The organism is uncultured Stenotrophomonas sp. (genome assembly GCF_963519125.1).
Classification (GTDB): domain Bacteria; phylum Pseudomonadota; class Gammaproteobacteria; order Xanthomonadales; family Xanthomonadaceae; genus Stenotrophomonas.
This window is the reverse complement of sequence record NZ_CAUQLJ010000018.1, coordinates 62,138-76,942: the sequence shown is the minus strand read 5'-3', so window position 1 is coordinate 76,942 and position 14,805 is coordinate 62,138. Positions and strand designations below refer to the sequence as shown.

Annotated in this window: 13 protein-coding genes and 1 pseudogene; 10 read left to right on the top strand and 4 right to left on the bottom strand. The window is 66.9% G+C overall.

The features are described 5' to 3' along the window. From RYM47_RS15300 to RYM47_RS15255, 10 genes and pseudogenes are all read left to right on the top strand, one after another. Window positions 1-164 (top strand): annotated as a pseudogene (locus tag RYM47_RS15300) (acetylornithine carbamoyltransferase); the annotation flags it as partial. A gap of 87 nt (window positions 165-251) precedes the next feature. Further along, window positions 252-1,448, top strand: a complete 1,197-nt coding sequence (locus RYM47_RS15295; RefSeq protein ID WP_315388893.1) for an argininosuccinate synthase — start codon at window positions 252-254, stop codon at window positions 1,446-1,448. Between the two features lies 1 nt (window position 1,449). Then, entirely contained in the window at window positions 1,450-2,538 is a 1,089-nt protein-coding gene (locus RYM47_RS15290; RefSeq protein ID WP_315388892.1) for an acetylornithine deacetylase, read from the top strand. A 73-nt stretch (window positions 2,539-2,611) separates the two neighbouring features. Beyond that, entirely contained in the window at window positions 2,612-3,940 is a 1,329-nt protein-coding gene (locus RYM47_RS15285; protein ID WP_315388891.1) for an acetylglutamate kinase, read from the top strand. Window positions 3,941-3,944: 4 nt separating this feature from the next. Beyond that, window positions 3,945-4,544, top strand: a complete 600-nt coding sequence (locus tag RYM47_RS15280; protein WP_315388890.1) for a GNAT family protein — start codon at window positions 3,945-3,947, stop codon at window positions 4,542-4,544. After that, window positions 4,541-5,509: an N-acetyl-gamma-glutamyl-phosphate reductase gene (argC, locus tag RYM47_RS15275; protein ID WP_315388889.1), complete on the top strand. Its 969-nt coding sequence runs from the start codon at window positions 4,541-4,543 to the stop codon at window positions 5,507-5,509. Before RYM47_RS15280 ends, argC begins: the two co-directional genes overlap by 4 nt. Window positions 5,510-5,521: 12 nt before the next feature. Beyond that, window positions 5,522-6,817 carry an argininosuccinate lyase gene (gene argH, locus RYM47_RS15270; protein WP_315388888.1) on the top strand — a complete coding sequence of 432 codons (1,296 nt, stop codon included), beginning with the start codon at window positions 5,522-5,524 and terminating at the stop codon, window positions 6,815-6,817. Window positions 6,818-7,083: 266 nt separating this feature from the next. After that, on the top strand, window positions 7,084-7,344 hold the full coding sequence (locus tag RYM47_RS15265; protein WP_315388887.1) for a YciI family protein: 261 nt from the start codon (window positions 7,084-7,086) through the stop codon (window positions 7,342-7,344). A gap of 13 nt (window positions 7,345-7,357) precedes the next feature. After that, the gene (proB, locus tag RYM47_RS15260) at window positions 7,358-8,509 is read left to right on the top strand and encodes a glutamate 5-kinase (protein ID WP_315388886.1); all 1,152 of its coding nucleotides are present in this window, start codon (window positions 7,358-7,360) and stop codon (window positions 8,507-8,509) included. Between the two features lie 14 nt (window positions 8,510-8,523). Beyond that, complete coding sequence (locus RYM47_RS15255; RefSeq protein ID WP_315388899.1) at window positions 8,524-9,768, top strand: glutamate-5-semialdehyde dehydrogenase; 1,245 nt, start codon at window positions 8,524-8,526, stop codon at window positions 9,766-9,768. Between the two features lie 22 nt (window positions 9,769-9,790). On the opposite strand, the gene RYM47_RS15250 is transcribed toward RYM47_RS15255, so the two are convergent. The 4 genes from RYM47_RS15250 to pgaB form a co-directional block, all read right to left on the bottom strand. After that, a complete protein-coding gene (locus RYM47_RS15250) occupies window positions 9,791-11,080 on the bottom strand; it encodes an OmpA family protein (RefSeq protein ID WP_315388885.1) in 1,290 nt (429 codons plus the stop codon). A 107-nt stretch (window positions 11,081-11,187) separates the two neighbouring features. Continuing rightward, window positions 11,188-11,661 carry a poly-beta-1,6-N-acetyl-D-glucosamine biosynthesis protein PgaD gene (pgaD, locus tag RYM47_RS15245; RefSeq protein ID WP_315388884.1) on the bottom strand — a complete coding sequence of 158 codons (474 nt, stop codon included), beginning with the start codon at window positions 11,659-11,661 and terminating at the stop codon, window positions 11,188-11,190. Further along, a complete protein-coding gene (gene pgaC, locus RYM47_RS15240) occupies window positions 11,658-12,905 on the bottom strand; it encodes a poly-beta-1,6-N-acetyl-D-glucosamine synthase (RefSeq protein ID WP_315388883.1) in 1,248 nt (415 codons plus the stop codon). The genes pgaD and pgaC overlap by 4 nt, the downstream gene beginning before the upstream one ends. Before the next feature lie 7 nt (window positions 12,906-12,912). Then, a complete protein-coding gene (gene pgaB, locus RYM47_RS15235; protein WP_315388882.1) occupies window positions 12,913-14,805 on the bottom strand; it encodes a poly-beta-1,6-N-acetyl-D-glucosamine N-deacetylase PgaB in 1,893 nt (630 codons plus the stop codon).

The window sequence follows — 14,805 nt, the reverse complement described above, 5'->3', positions numbered from 1 at the left end:
TGGCGCTGACCAACAACGGTGTGTTCAGCCACTGCCTGCCGCTGCGCCGCAACGTCAAGGCCACCGACGCGGTGATGGATTCGCCGCAGTGCATCGCGATCAACGAAGCCGAAAACCGTCTGCACGTCCAGAAGGCCATCATGGCCGCAGTAGCAGGCCGATAACCCGGTCGAGCCACGCCCTGCGTGGCTGTCCCCGGACGCACCCGATACATCACCGTTTCGCATTCAAAACAATCGGACCACACCCCCATGACCACCAACAAAGACATCGTCCTGGCTTTCTCCGGCGGACTCGACACCAGCTTCTGCGTGCCCTACCTGCAGGAGCGCGGCTACAACGTGCACACCGTGTTCGCCGATACCGGCGGCGTGGATGACGAAGAACGCGACTTCATCGAAAAGCGCGCCGCCGAACTGGGTGTCACCAGCCACGTTACCGTCAACGGTGGCCCGGCCATCTGGGCCGGCTTCGTCAAGCCGTTCGTCTGGGCCGGCGAAGGCTACCAGGGCCAGTACCCGCTGCTGGTCTCCGACCGCTACCTGATCGTCGATGCCGCGCTCAAGCGCGCCGCCGAACTGGGCACCAACATCATCGCGCACGGCTGCACCGGCATGGGCAACGACCAGGTCCGCTTCGACCTGGCCGTGAAGGCGCTGGGCGACTACCAGATCATCGCGCCGATCCGCGAGATCCAGAAGGAGCACACCCAGACCCGCGCCTACGAGCAGAAGTACCTGGAAGAGCGCGGCTTCGGCGTGCGCGCCAAGCAGCAGGCCTACACCATCAACGAGAACCTGCTGGGCCTGACCATGTCCGGCGGCGAGATCGACCGTTGGGAAGCCCCGGGCGAGGGCGCCCGTGGCTGGTGCGCACCGCGCAGCGAGTGGCCGGAACAGGCCCTGACCGTGACCCTGAAGTTCGTCGAAGGCGAAGCCGTTGAACTGAACGGCAAGGCGCTGCCGGGCGACCAGATCCTGGCCCAGCTCAACAAGCTGTTCGCCCCGTACGGCGTTGGCCGTGGCGTCTACACCGGCGACACCGTGATCGGCCTGAAAGGTCGCATCGTGTTCGAGGCCCCGGGCCTGGTTTCGCTGCTGGCCGCGCACCGCGCGCTGGAAGATGCGGTGCTGACCAAGCAGCAGAACCGCTTCAAGCCGGACGTGGCACGCAAGTGGGTGGAGCTGGTGTACGAAGGCTTCTACCACGACCCGCTGAAGACCGACATCGAAGCGTTCCTGAAGTCCTCGCAGGTCAAGGTCAACGGCGAAGTGGTGCTGGAAACCCGTGGCGGCCGCGTCGATGCGGTGGCAGTGAAGTCGCCGCACCTGCTGAACACCAAGGGTGCGACGTATGCACAGTCGGCCGACTGGGGCGTGGAAGAGGCCGAAGGCTTCATCAAGCTCTTCGGCATGAGCTCCACCTTGTACGCGCAGGTCAACCGCTGAAATGATTGAACAAACGCTCACCCACCTGCAGGCGCTGGTGTCGTTCGACACCCGCAATCCGCCGCGTGCGATCACCACCGGTGGCATCTTCGATTACCTGCGCGCGAACCTGCCCGGCTTCAACGTCGAGGTGATCGACCACGGCGCCGGTGCGGTCAGCCTGTACGCCGTGCGCGGGACGCCGAGGTACCTGTTCAACGTGCACCTGGATACCGTGCCCGATTCGCCGCACTGGAGTGCCGACCCGCACGTGATGCGGCGCCTGGACGACCGCGTGGTCGGCCTGGGCGTGTGTGACATCAAGGGCGCGGCCGCCGCACTGGTGGCCGCAGCCAATGCCAGCGACGGTGACGCGGCCTTCCTGTTCTCCAGCGATGAAGAAGCCAACGATCCGCGCTGCATCGCCGCGTTCCTGGCCCGCGGCATTCCGTACGAAGCGGTGCTTGTGGCCGAGCCGACCATGAGCGAGGCGGTGCTGGCGCACCGTGGCATCAGCTCGGTGCTGATGCAGTTCGCTGGCCGCGCGGGGCATGCCTCGGGCAAGCAGGATGCCGCCGCCAGCGCGCTGCACCAGGCCATGCGCTGGGGCAACCGCGCGCTGGACCATGTGGAATCGCTGGCGTCTGCGCGCTTCGGCGGGCTGACCGGCCTGCGCTTCAACATCGGTCGCGTCGAAGGTGGGATCAAGGCCAACATGATCGCGCCGGCCGCCGAAGTGCGTTTCGGCTTCCGTCCGCTGCCGTCGATGGACATCGATGGCCTGCTGGCGACCTTCGCCGGTTTTGCCGAACCGGAAGCCGCGCTGTTCACCGAAACCTTCCGTGGCCCCAGCCTGCCGGCCGGTGACATCGCCGAGGCCGAGAACCGCCGCCTGCTGGCGCGCGATGTGGCCGATGCGCTGGAGCTGCCGATCGGCAATGCCGTGGACTTCTGGACCGAGGCCTCGCTGTTCTCGGCCGGTGGCTACACCACGCTGGTGTTCGGCCCGGGTGACATCGCCCAGGCCCACACCGCCGACGAGTTCGTGACGCTGGAGCAGCTGCAGCGTTACACCGACGCCGTGCACCGCATCATCAGCGCCGGCGCCTGACCGAATGACGCCGTCGTGGCCCCCCACTGACGGACCTTCCATCGCGGCTGCGGCCGCCTGTGACGAAACCGAAATGCCTTCTTCCCTCCAGCCCCACCGCCAGACCCGCCAGACCATCGTGCGCCTGCTTTCCAGCATGGCCAGCGCGAAGGAGATCAGCCAGTACCTCAAGCGCTTTTCGCAGCTGGACGCCAAGCGCTTCGCCGTGGTCAAGGTCGGAGGCGCGGTGCTGCGCGACGATCTCGACGCGCTGACCTCCTCGCTGTCGTTCCTGCAGGAAGTCGGGCTGACCCCGATCGTGCTGCACGGCGCCGGCCCGCAGCTGGATGCCGAGTTGTCGGCCGCCGGCATCGAGAAGCAGACCGTGAACGGCCTGCGCGTGACCTCGCCGGAAGCGCTGGCGATCGTGCGCCGGGTGTTCCAGCAGTCCAACCTGCGCCTGGTCGAGGCGCTGCAGCAGAACGGCGCGCGCGCCACCTCGATCACCGGTGGCGTGTTCGAGGCCGAGTACCTGGACGTGGACACCTACGGCCTGGTCGGCGAGGTGAAGAAGGTCAACCTGGCGCCAATCGAGGCCAGCCTGCGCGCCGGTTCGATCCCGGTCATCACCAGCCTGGGTGAGACTGCCGGCGGCCAGATCCTCAACGTCAACGCCGACTTTGCCGCCAACGAGCTGGTGCAGGAACTGCAGCCGTACAAGATCATCTTCCTGACCGGCACCGGTGGCCTGCTGGACGAGGCGGGCAACGTGATCGATTCGATCAACCTGTCCACCGAGTACGACCATCTGATCGCGCAACCGTGGATCCACGGCGGCATGAAGGTGAAGATCGAACAGATCAAGGATCTGCTTGATCGCCTGCCGCTGGAATCGTCGGTGTCGATCACCCGTCCGGCCGACCTGGCCAAGGAGCTGTTCACCCACAAGGGCTCGGGCACGCTGGTACGCAAGGGCGAGAAAGTATTGCGCGCCACCGCCTGGGATGAACTGGACCTGCCGCGCCTGAAGGGCCTGATCGAATCCAGTTTCGGCCGCACCCTGGTGCCGGACTATTTCCAGAAGACCAAGCTGCTGCGCGCGTACGTCAGCGAGAACTACCGCACCGCGGTGATCCTCACTGACGAAGCCGAGGGCGTGTACCTGGACAAGTTCGCCGTGCTCGACGACGCACAGGGCGAAGGCCTGGGCCGTGCCGTGTGGAACGTGATGCTGGAGGAAACCCCGCAGCTGTTCTGGCGTTCGCGCCACGGCAATCCGATCAACCACTTCTACTACGCCGAGTCCGATGGCTGCTACAAGCAGGACCACTGGAAGGTCTTCTGGTTCGGTGCAGACGGCTTCGAGCGCATCCGCACGTATGTGGACCATTGCGCCCGGCGCACGCCGAGCCTGGAGGGCTGAGCGCATGAACCACGCCGACTGGACCCGCGTGCCGATGCTGGACGGCCGCCACGCGCGGCTGGAGCCGCTGCAGATGGCGCATATCGACGGGCTGCGCGGTGCGATCGGCGATGGTTCGCTGTGCAACCTGGGGTATGCCCACGTGCCCAGCGCCAAAACCATGACCGCGTATGTGCAGGACGCCTTGCAGGAGCAGGCGCAGGGCAGGGCGCTGCCGTTCGCGGTGCTCGACGCCGACCGCAACGTGGTCGGCAGCACGCGGTATTACGCACTGGAAGAAGCGGTGCCGCGCCTGAGCATCGGGTACACCTGGTATGCGACCTGGGCGCAGCGCACCGGGGTCAATACCGAAGCCAAGCTGATGCTGCTCACCCACGCGTTCGAGCGGCTGGGCTGCATCAGCGTCGCGTTTGAAACCAGCACCCTCAACAACGCCTCGCGCGCGGCGATCGCGCGCATCGGCGCCACCCAGGAAGGCGTGCTGCGCAACCACAAGCGGCATCCCGATGGCAGCCCGCGCGACACGGTTGTCTTTTCCATCATCGACGCGGAATGGCCGGGCGTGAAGCGCGCCCTGCAGGACCGCCTGGACGCACACGCATGAACTCCCCCAAGACCTTCACCGTCGGCCTTGTCGGCGCACGTGGCCATACCGGTTCCGAGCTGATCAAGCTGATTTCCGCGCATCCGCAGCTGAGCCTGGGCTTCGTGTCCTCGCGCGAGCTGGCCGGGCAGCGCGTGAGCGATATTTACCCGGACTTCGTAGAGCGGGGCTCTGCCCCGCTGCTCTTCGAAAACCTGGACGCCGACGCAGTCGCTGCCAAGGGCATGGACGCGGTCATCCTCGCCCTGCCCAACGACCTCTCCGCGCCGTTCGTCACCGCGCTGGACGCCGCGCGCCCGGACACGGTGATCGTCGACCTCTCGGCCGACCATCGCTTCGAAGGCAGCTGGTACTACGGCCTGCCCGAACTGACCCGTGGCGACTACACCGGCGAGAAGCACATCAGCAACCCGGGCTGCTACGCCACCGCGATGCAGCTGGCGATCGGTCCGCTGCTCGACCAGCTGGCCGGTCCGCCGCAGTGCTTCGGCGTGTCCGGCTATTCGGGCGCCGGTACCACCCCGTCGGACAAGAACAACCCCGAACTGCTGCGCGACAACCTGATGCCGTACGCGCTCACCAACCACGTGCATGAGCGCGAAGTAAGCGCGCACCTGCGCGTGCCGGTGGAGTTCATGCCGCACGTGGCCCCGCATTTCCGTGGCATCACCATGACCGTCAACCTGTGGCTGCAGCAGCAGATGACCCGCGAGCAGATCGTGGACGCCTACCGCCGCTTCTACGCCGATGAAGCGCTGATCGAAGTGATCGACGAAGCCCCGTGGGTAAGCCGCATCGCCGGTCGCCATGGCGTGCAGATCGGTGGCTTCACCGTGGCCCCGGGCGGCAAGCGCGTGGTGGTGGTGGCGACCCTGGACAACCTGCTCAAGGGCGCGGCCACGCAGGCCATGCAGAACCTCAACCTGGCCCTGGGCCTGGACGAACTGACCTCGATTCCGCATTGATTGGAGCACCCCATGGCTGACCTTCTGTGGCAGAAGCCCGGCGTCGCGGTAGACGCAAAAATCCAGACCTTCCTGGCCGGTGATGACGTCATCCTCGACCGCGAGTTCTTCCTCTACGACGTGCAGGCCAGCAAGGCGCATGCGCAGGGCCTGGAGAACATCGGCATCCTCGACGGCGCCGAACGCGAAGCGCTGCAGCGCGAGCTGGACGTGCTCGCCGACGATTTCCGCAGCGGCGCGTTCGTGCTCGACGAGCGCTTTGAAGACTGCCATTCGGCGATCGAAGCGCGCCTCACCGAGCGCCTGGGCGATGCCGGCCGCAAGATCCACACCGGCCGCAGCCGCAACGACCAGATCCTGGTCGCCACCCGGCTGTGGCTGAAGGACAAGCTGCTGCAGGTCTCCGCGCTGAGCCGCGAAGTGGCCAAGGTCGCGCTCGACCGCGCCGAAGCCGAACAGCACCTGCCGGTGCCGGGCTACACCCATATCCAGCGCGCCGTGGTGTCTTCGGCGGGCATGTGGTGGGCCGGCTGGGCCGAGGCCTTCATCGACAACGCGGTGCGTGCGCACGACACGTTTGCGCTGGTCGATGCCAATCCGCTCGGCACTGCGGCCGGGTATGGCGTGAACCTGCCGCTGGACCGCGCCCACACCACCCATGCGCTGGGCTTCGCGCGCATGCAGATCTCGCCGATCTACGCGCAGCTCTCGCGCGGCAAGTTCGAACTGGCCGCACTGGAAGCGCTGGGCGGGGCCACCCTCGACCTGCGCCGGCTGGCCTGGGACCTGTCGCTGTTCACCAGCGGCGAGTACAGCTTCGTCGCGCTGCCGGCGCAGTACACCACCGGCAGCTCGATCATGCCGAACAAGCGCAATCCGGACGTGATCGAACTGATGCGCGCCACCCATGCCAGCGTGGCCGCCGCGCGCACCGAGATCGAACAGCTGCTGTCGCTGCCGTCGGGTTACCACCGTGACCTGCAGGGCAGCAAGGGTGCCATCTTCCACGGCTTCGGCCGGGGCCTGGCCGCGCTGGAGCTGCTGCCGGCGCTGCTGGCCAACCTGGAATGGCGCGAAGACAAGCTGCGCGCGGCCATCGATTCGGGCATGTACGCCACCGACGTCGCGGTGGAAGCGGCGGTGGCCGGGGTTCCGTTCCGCGAGGCCTACAAGGCCGCAGCGGCGGCGTCGGACACCGCCGGGCAGGGGCGCACCCCTGAAGGCAGCCTGGCCGCACGCGTCTCGCCCGGCGCGGCCGCCGACCTGCGCCTGGACGAACTGCGCGCCCGCTGGGCCGCGCTGGTGTAAAGCAGGGAGATGAGGTTTGGTGCCGACGGACGTGCATGGATCGATCGGCACCGATCCATTGGCACCATTCGATATGCATTGGTAGGGTCGGTCCCCAGACGACCGCCGATAGGAATGATCGGCAGGGTGACGCATGGACCCCATCGGGAGATAGCGCGACCCCAGTGAAGGTCATGCGTCCCAGCGTCGATCACCGTTATCGGCGGTCGTCTGGGGACCGACCCTACCGAAACCCACCCCTCCAACTCTTCCGAACACGGTGTTCCATGACTACCTGCTACCTCGTACTGGTCACCCGCACGCCAGATTTCACCGATCACGCCGCCACCGAACACGTACGCTTCCTCGACGAGGTCCGCGCCAGCGACCAGCTGCTGATCACCGGCGGCTTCACCGACAAGAGCGGCGGCGCCTATGTGCTGCACAACGTGGCCGACCGCGCTGCGGCGCAGGCCATCGTCGATGCCGATCCGCTGCTGGTGCTCGGCAGCGCCACCGCCTCCGTCCACGAATGGTCCACCCGCTGAGGCGAACCCTGCGATGAGCCCCGTCCGCGTGCAGTCTCCGTTCCCCGAACAACCTCTGCCCCATTGGAAGCGGGCCGTGCTCAAGGTCGGCAGCAGCCTGCTGGCGGCCGACGGCGGTGGGTTGTCGCCGCGGCACGCGCTGGGGTTGGCCCAGTTCGTGTCTGCGAATGTACTGGCCGGACGCGAGGTGGTGATCGTGTCCTCCGGCGCCGTCGCCGCCGGCCGTGCCATCGTGCCGCGCGCCATCGAGGCCGGCGCGGCGATGGCCGCACGCCAGGCGCTGGCGGCGCTGGGCCAGGCGCAGCTGATCGGTCTGTGGCAGCGCTTCTTCGAGCGCCCGGTGGCGCAGGTGCTGCTCACCCACGACGACCTGCGCAACCGCCGCCGTTACCTCAACGCGCGTGCCACGCTCAACGAGCTGCTGCGGCTGGGCGCGTTGCCGGTGGTGAACGAGAACGACACCGTCTCCGTCGACGAGCTCAAGCTGGGCGACAACGACAACCTGGCCGCCACCGTGGCCGCGCTGATCGACGCGGACATCCTGTTCATCGCCACCGACATCGACGGCCTGTACAGTGCCGACCCGCGCCGTGACCCGCAGGCCCGCCCGATCCACGACGTGCCCGAGCTCGGCCTCGAGGTGCTGGCCATGGCCGGTGGCGCCGGCAGCGGTGCGGGCACCGGTGGCATGCATACCAAACTGGAAGCAGCGGCCAAGGCCGGGCGCGTGGGCATCGACACCTGCCTGTTCAACGGCCGCGACGGCGACGTGGTGCGCGCGCTCGCGCAGGGCCGGTTGTTCGGTACCCGCATCCATGCCGGGCAGACCCGCGACGCGGCGCGTAAGTACTGGTTGCGGCATGCGCCGCTGGAAGCCGGTGCGATCCTGGTGGACGAGGGTGCTGCGACCGCGCTGCGCGACAAGGGCGCGTCGCTGCTGCCGGGTGGGGTGACCGGTGCCGAAGGCGAGTTCCGCCGCGGCGACATGGTGCAGGTGCGCGTGCGCAGTGCCGATGGCGAGGTCACGCTGGCGCGCGGCGTGAGCCAGTACTCGGCCAGCGACATCCGACGCGTGGCCGGCCGCCATTCGCGCGACATCGAAAGCGTGCTGGGGTACAACTACGGTGGCAACGTGATCCACCGGGATGATCTGGTGCTGGTATGAACAAGGGACGCCACATGGATATCCGCGAACACGCGCAGCAGTGCCGCGCCGCCGCCCAGGTGCTTGCACAGCTATCCGCCGAAGCCAAGACCGCGCTCCTGCTCGGCATGGCGGATGCCCTGGACGCCGACGCCGAACCTATCCTCGCCGCCAACGCCCGCGATCTTGCCGCCGCGCAGGAAAAAGGCACCGGCACCGCCATGCTCGACCGCCTCGCGCTCAACCCGGCGCGCCTGGCGGCTGTCAGCGCTGCCCTGCGCGAGGTCGCCACGCTTCCGGACCCGGTCGGCACCATTACCCGCGATGACATCCGCCCCAACGGCATCCGCGTGCAGAAGGTGCGCGTACCGCTCGGCGTGATCGCGATGATCTACGAAGCACGCCCGAACGTGACCGCCGACGCCGCCGCGCTGTGCATCAAGGCCGGCAACGCGGTGATCCTGCGCGGCGGCTCCGAAGCCATCCACTCCAACAGCGCGATTGCTACTGCGCTGAAGCGCGCACTGCGCGAGGCCGGCGTGCCCGATGCCGCGTTGACCCTGGTCGAAGATCTGCGCCGCGAGACCATGCTGGCCCTGCTGCAGCTCAGCGACCTGGTCGACCTGGCCATTCCACGTGGCGGGGAAGGGTTGATCCGCTTCGTCGCCGAACACGCGCGCGTGCCGGTGATCAAACACTACAAGGGCGTCTGCCACCTGTACGTGGACCGCGCCGCCGATCTGGACAAGGCCACAGCCCTGCTGGTGGACGGCAAGACCAGCCGGCCGGCCGCCTGCAATTCACTGGAAACGCTGCTGGTGCACGCCGACATCGCCGCCACGTTCCTGCCGCAGGCGGCAGCTGCGCTGCGCGAACGCGGCGTGGAACTACGCGCCGACGACCGCGCACGTCCCTGGTTGCCCGACGCCACCCCGGCAACCGGCAACGACTACGCGGCCGAGTACCTCGACCTCATCCTCGCCGTCCGCGTGGTCGACGACCTGGAACAGGCGCTGGCCCACATCCAGCAGTACAGCTCCGACCACACCGAAGTGATCGTCACCGAAGATCCGGACGCCGCCGAACGCTTCGTGCAGGCGTTGCGCTCGGCGGTGGTCATGGTCAACGCCTCCTCGCGGTTCTCGGACGGCGGCGAGCTTGGCCTCGGTGCCGAGATCGGCATCTCCACCACGCGCCTGCACGCCTACGGCCCGATGGGACTGGAAGCGCTGACGGTGGAACGGTTCGTGGTGCGTGGCCAGGGGCAGGTGCGGCGCTGAGTCGCCACACCTGCCTGCCCGTTCAGTACACCGTATAGACCGTCCGCCGATTGGCGGCGCGGCCCGCTTCGGTGCTGTTGTCGGCGATGGGATCGCTCTCGCCGTGTCCGCTTGCTTTCAGCTGGCCTGCCGGCACGCCGTTGTCCACCAGCGCCTTCATTACCGACTTGGCGCGTCGCTCGCTGAGCGCCAGGTTGCTGGAATCGTCGCCATTGCTGTCGGTGTACCCACCGATGTCGATCTTCATGCCCGCTGGCGCGGCCTTGATCGCCTTGGCCGCCTCGGAGATCACCGCCAGGCTGCTGGTGGAAATCGCGTCCGAGTTGTTGGTGAAGGTCACCGACGTCTGGTTCAGTGCATTGGTCAGGTCCATTTCGCCGAACCCCGGCTGCAGCTCGGCCAGGGCCTGCAGGCCAGGCTGGTACAAGCCCTTGATTTCCACGTTGCCCAAGCGGTTCTGGAACAGCTGGCTGAGTTCAGCGCGCTTGTCGGTGGGCAGCTTCGAGGTATCCAGCTCAAGCTTGTCGCCGTTAAGTTTGAACGCCAGGCCGTCGGACTTGAGCAGCGGAGCGGCAATCAACGCCTTGAGTGAATCCAGCCACGATGCGGGCGAGACCGCCGGATTCACCTCCACATTGGCGGTGACGTTCTTCTGCCCGACGGCACCGGCTGCCGCGCCAATCAGGCTGGCCTTTTCCGCAGTGGTGGACACTACGCCACTCAGATCGATCTTGCCGCCCGTATTCTTGAACGACAGCGAAGGCACGGTCGCGGCTGGCGCAAGGGTGGCCGTGGGCGTGGCCACCGGCGGTGGCGCGAGCACGTTGCGCTTCTGCCAGCCGCAGTAGGCCAGCGCGAGCAGGGCGAGCAGCGGCAGCAGCCAGCGCCAGAGGTGGAACGGCTTTTTCCTACGGGGGGCCGCGTTGATCAGGCCGGCGAAGCTGGCGGGCATGGTCGCGGGCATGGCGCCGCCGGAGGTCAGCGCGCGGACCAGCACCGGCAGTGCGGTTGCCGCAAAGGCAGGAACGAGTCCTTTGTTGACCCCGGCCTTCTGTGCAATATCGTCCAGCGCCTCATTGCCGATGACGCTGCGGATCTGGCTGGCATCGATGGGACGAATGGTGGCGTTGCCCGCCGTCCAGGACTTGGCGATGTCGCCGAGCCCGGCGTTCTCGAACTTCTGAAGCAACCCGGAAACGCCGCCTGACTGTTTGAAGATGTAGCCGGCCAGGACCTTGATGAACTGCTGCGCGCCGTCGCCAAGGCCGGTAGCCTTGGCGACCTGCTGGACCACCGTATCGAAAGTCGACATGTCGTACCCCTCACAAATGAATGTGCGGGATGTCTCCGAGGCGGAGCGTACGCCCTGGCCGGGTCAGCGATGTGAAGGGGGCTTCACACGTCGCAAGCCCCGCGCGATTACCCCAACCGCTGCTCGGTCAACCCGATCGGGCGTGCGTGATCGTCCATGTGCAGCGTGACCGACTTGCCGGCCGACAACTGCTGCGCCAACGCCGGGGTTGCGCCCAGGTTGTGCGCGATCTCTTCCAGCGACACGTCCACGCGCGGATTGCGGCGGTCCTTGCCGGCAAACCGCATGCGGTTGTACTCGGCCCAGGTGATCAGCAACACCGAGCAGCACACCAGCATCACCGGCAACGCGATGACGATGAAGGGATCGACCTTCTGCTTGTACTCATACAACTGCAGGAACGCCAACCGCCCGCCCAGCAACCACGACAATGCGGTGATCAACGGCGCCCACAGGTAGAAGTAGAAGCCCCAGAAGGCAATGGTGACGAATCCCCACGCGGTGCGCTGCAGGCGCGGCTGCTGGCGCGTCTTGCGGATCAGGCGCGAGTCGTAACGACGGTTCGGCTTGGCGGCGTTCATCGGATACCCCGGTCAGGACTGACCCAGATCGCCCGCTTGCCACGACGCTTCAACAGCGTCTTGGGCAGGGCCACCAGGGTCGTGAACAGGCTGATGAGCCAGTACGCCATCGGGTACCAGATCACCCAGAAGTAGTTACGGCCAATATGCGTTTCATAACGACGGTCGATGATCAGGCTGCTGGCGAACTGCAGCAGGCAGACCAGGGCCAGGATCACGCCATGCCACTGCGGCAGCAGCGTGTCGATGTACAGCTCCTGCGGCAACGGCATGAACTTGCCGAGCGCCCACAGCACGATGATGGTCAGCATGGTGTAAGCCCACAGCACGCTGAACACATACTCCAGCAACCCCCCCCACATCCGCCGCTTGCGCCAGTCGAACAGCGAACGACCGTGCCGCAGCAGCACTTCCACGCCGCCCTGGGCCCAGCGCAGGCGCTGCCGCCACAGCCCCTTGAGCGTTTCCGGCATCAGGATGAAGCACAATGCATTGGGCTCGTAGCGGATGTCCCAATGGTCCAGCTGCAGCCGCCAGCTGATGTCGATGTCCTCGGTGATCATGTCATCGGACCAGTAGCCGATGCGGTGCAGCGCGGTGCGGCGGAAACCGGCAATCACCCCGGAAATGGTGAAGATGCGCCCGTACACGCGCTGCGCGCGCTTGATCATGCCGATGATCGAGGAGAACTCGGCCACCTGCAGCCGACCGAGCAGGGTCGAGCGGTTGCGGATGCGCGGGTTGCCGGTCACCGCGCCCACGCGCGGGCCCGAGGTCAGGTGCCAGACCATCCAGTGCGTGGCGTGCTCTTCCAGCATCGCGTCGCCGTCGATGCAGACCAGGTATTCCGAACGGGCGGCCAGCGCGCCCATGCGAAGCGCATTGGCCTTGCCCAGGTTGCGGTCCAGGTGCACCACGCGCAGGCGCGGGTGCTGGGCCGCCATCGCGTCCAGCCGCGCCCCGGTGTCGTCGCGGCTGCCATCGTTGATGGCGATCACCTCGAAGTCCGGGTAGTTCTGCGCCAGCGCCGCGCCCAGCGTGTCGGCCAAGTTGTCCGCTTCGTTGTGGCACGGAATCAGGATCGAGGCGAACGGGTACTCCTTCATCGGCGGCGGGTCGTCGCGCAGGCGCGCCTTGCGTTCGCGCCGGAAGAAGTAATACAACCCGCCGGACATCCAGAAGAACGCCATCACCATCGGGTAGAAGAAGGCGAACTGGAACAGTGCGTAAAGGAACGGATGCATGGCGGCCTCACTTTTCCTCGTACGGGAACGTGCGCGCCGACATCGCGGCACGCGCGTCCTGGGTGGAGGGCCGGCCGGCAATGAAGTCGTCCGGGTACCAGGCGAAATGGCGCACGCCCTGCGCCTGCAGGCGACGGATCTGCGCACGCAGGCGTTCACCGGGAATCGGCTTCTGCGTGCGCCAGTCCACCGTCTGCAGCTCGAACATCGTCTGCGACAGCTGCGGGTCGTGCGCGCGTACGGCCACCACCAGCCGGTCCAGCCACTTCTCCGGGTTGCGGCTGCCTTCCATCCACGGCATCGCCATCAACGCGGTGTGGTCATAGGCCTTGTTGAACAGGTCCAGGCGCTGCGCGAACCAGCTCGCGCTCTGCGGCTGCAGCACTGGCTGCGCGTACAGGTTGCGCACCGTGGCCAGCTTCGGGCGCCAGCGCTGCGCGGCGTTGCGCAGTTCCAGGGTGAAGTCGATCAGGGCCTGGGTGCGCGCGCCGTCGTTGCCTTCCTGAGGCAGGTTGGCCAGCTCGGTGTCGCGCAGGTAGGCATCGTCGTGGAACAGCAGGCCTTCGAAGTACGAGTTGATCGCCAGGTCTTCGTAGATGTCGTCGATGATGTGACGCACCTTCGGATTGGTGAAATCCAGGCGGAAGATGCCGTCGCTTTCCGGACTCTCGATCGCCAGTGCCTTGCGGATCGCCGGGTCCTTCAGCTCGAAGCCCAGCACCGGCAGCCACGCATAGACCTTCACCCCGGCGCGGGTCTTGAGCTGCCAGGCCACGCGGTTGAACAGGTCCGCACGCATCGGCAGGTGCCGGTTCGGGAAGTACAGCGCATCGGCCGAGCCATTGCCATCCGGGTCGGCGAAGGCCTGCAGGAACACATGGGTGGGGCCGACCTTCTTGACCCGGTCGATCAGCGCGTCCAGGTTTTTGGCCTGCTGCACCGGGTTGGTGTCGTACACCGCATCCAGGTCGATCTGCAGGGCACGCATGCCGTCGCGCTCGATGTCGCGGCGCAGTTCATAGGCCAGCTGGGTCACCGCCGGGTTGCCGGTCACCAGCAGCCGGGCCAGCCCGTGCAGGTCGCGCGTCACCGGCGTGCTGCGGCCTTCCAGGTCGAACGACACCGGCATGCCCAGCTCTTCGGCAATGCGGTTGCTCATCGCGTTGTAGGCCGCGTACGGCCACACGATCGCCTTCGGGCTCACGCCCACGTTGTCCTGGATGCGCTTCACGCTCAGCGCCAGGTCCGCACGCAGGCGCGCCTGGTACTGCGCTTCGGTTTCGTATTTCTGCGTGGCCGGATCGTAGGCACGGGTGATCACCGCCGGGGTCGAATTGCCCTGCGGGTTGGACTGCACGCCGTGGTGCAGGTTGTCGGTGTGGCTGGCCAGTTCGACCAGTCCGCTGCGCTGCATCTCGCGGATCTGGTCCCAGGTCAGGAAGTCGTCATGGGTGAACGGACGGTAGCCGTAGTCCACCTTGCGCTCGGCCGGCAGGTCCACGTAGTCGGTGATCACCGCCACCAGCGCCGGGTAGTTGTAGGCGCGCAGCAGCGGGAACACCTTGCTGTACACGCTGCGCAGGCCGTCATCGAAGGTCAGCAGCACCGGCTTGGGCGGAAGCGGCGCACCCCCCTTCGAGGCGGCGATCAGCTGCGACAGCGACACCGGGTGGTAGCCGTGTGCCGAAAGCCAGTCCAAGTGCGCGGCGAAGTTCTGCGTGCTCACCGCGTACGCGTCCGGGTCGCCCTTGATCGCCACGTCGTCGCGGATGTCGTGGTAGCTCAGCACCAGCAGGCCATTGTCGGCCGCGTCCGGTTCCGGCGGTGCGACCGCGAAGGCATTGCCGCACACGGCGAGCAGGGCCAGCAGCAGCCAGGTGGTGAAGCGCTTCAAGTCCAT

What these genes read in the sequence shown, in the direction of transcription:
- RYM47_RS15295 (WP_315388893.1), top strand. Translation starts at nt 252, where the DNA reads ATGACCACCAACAAAGACATCGTCCTGGCTTTCTCCGGCGGACTCGAC.
- RYM47_RS15290 (WP_315388892.1), top strand. Translation starts at nt 1,450, where the DNA reads ATGATTGAACAAACGCTCACCCACCTGCAGGCGCTGGTGTCGTTCGAC.
- RYM47_RS15285 (WP_315388891.1), top strand. Translation starts at nt 2,612, where the DNA reads ATGCCTTCTTCCCTCCAGCCCCACCGCCAGACCCGCCAGACCATCGTG.
- RYM47_RS15280 (WP_315388890.1), top strand. Translation starts at nt 3,945, where the DNA reads ATGAACCACGCCGACTGGACCCGCGTGCCGATGCTGGACGGCCGCCAC.
- argC (WP_315388889.1), top strand. Translation starts at nt 4,541, where the DNA reads ATGAACTCCCCCAAGACCTTCACCGTCGGCCTTGTCGGCGCACGTGGC.
- argH (WP_315388888.1), top strand. Translation starts at nt 5,522, where the DNA reads ATGGCTGACCTTCTGTGGCAGAAGCCCGGCGTCGCGGTAGACGCAAAA.
- RYM47_RS15265 (WP_315388887.1), top strand. Translation starts at nt 7,084, where the DNA reads ATGACTACCTGCTACCTCGTACTGGTCACCCGCACGCCAGATTTCACC.
- proB (WP_315388886.1), top strand. Translation starts at nt 7,358, where the DNA reads ATGAGCCCCGTCCGCGTGCAGTCTCCGTTCCCCGAACAACCTCTGCCC.
- RYM47_RS15255 (WP_315388899.1), top strand. Translation starts at nt 8,524, where the DNA reads ATGGATATCCGCGAACACGCGCAGCAGTGCCGCGCCGCCGCCCAGGTG.
- RYM47_RS15250 (WP_315388885.1), bottom strand. Translation starts at nt 11,080, where the DNA reads ATGTCGACTTTCGATACGGTGGTCCAGCAGGTCGCCAAGGCTACCGGC.
- pgaD (WP_315388884.1), bottom strand. Translation starts at nt 11,661, where the DNA reads ATGAACGCCGCCAAGCCGAACCGTCGTTACGACTCGCGCCTGATCCGC.
- pgaC (WP_315388883.1), bottom strand. Translation starts at nt 12,905, where the DNA reads ATGCATCCGTTCCTTTACGCACTGTTCCAGTTCGCCTTCTTCTACCCG.
- pgaB (WP_315388882.1), bottom strand. Translation starts at nt 14,805, where the DNA reads ATGGACTTGAAGCGCTTCACCACCTGGCTGCTGCTGGCCCTGCTCGCC.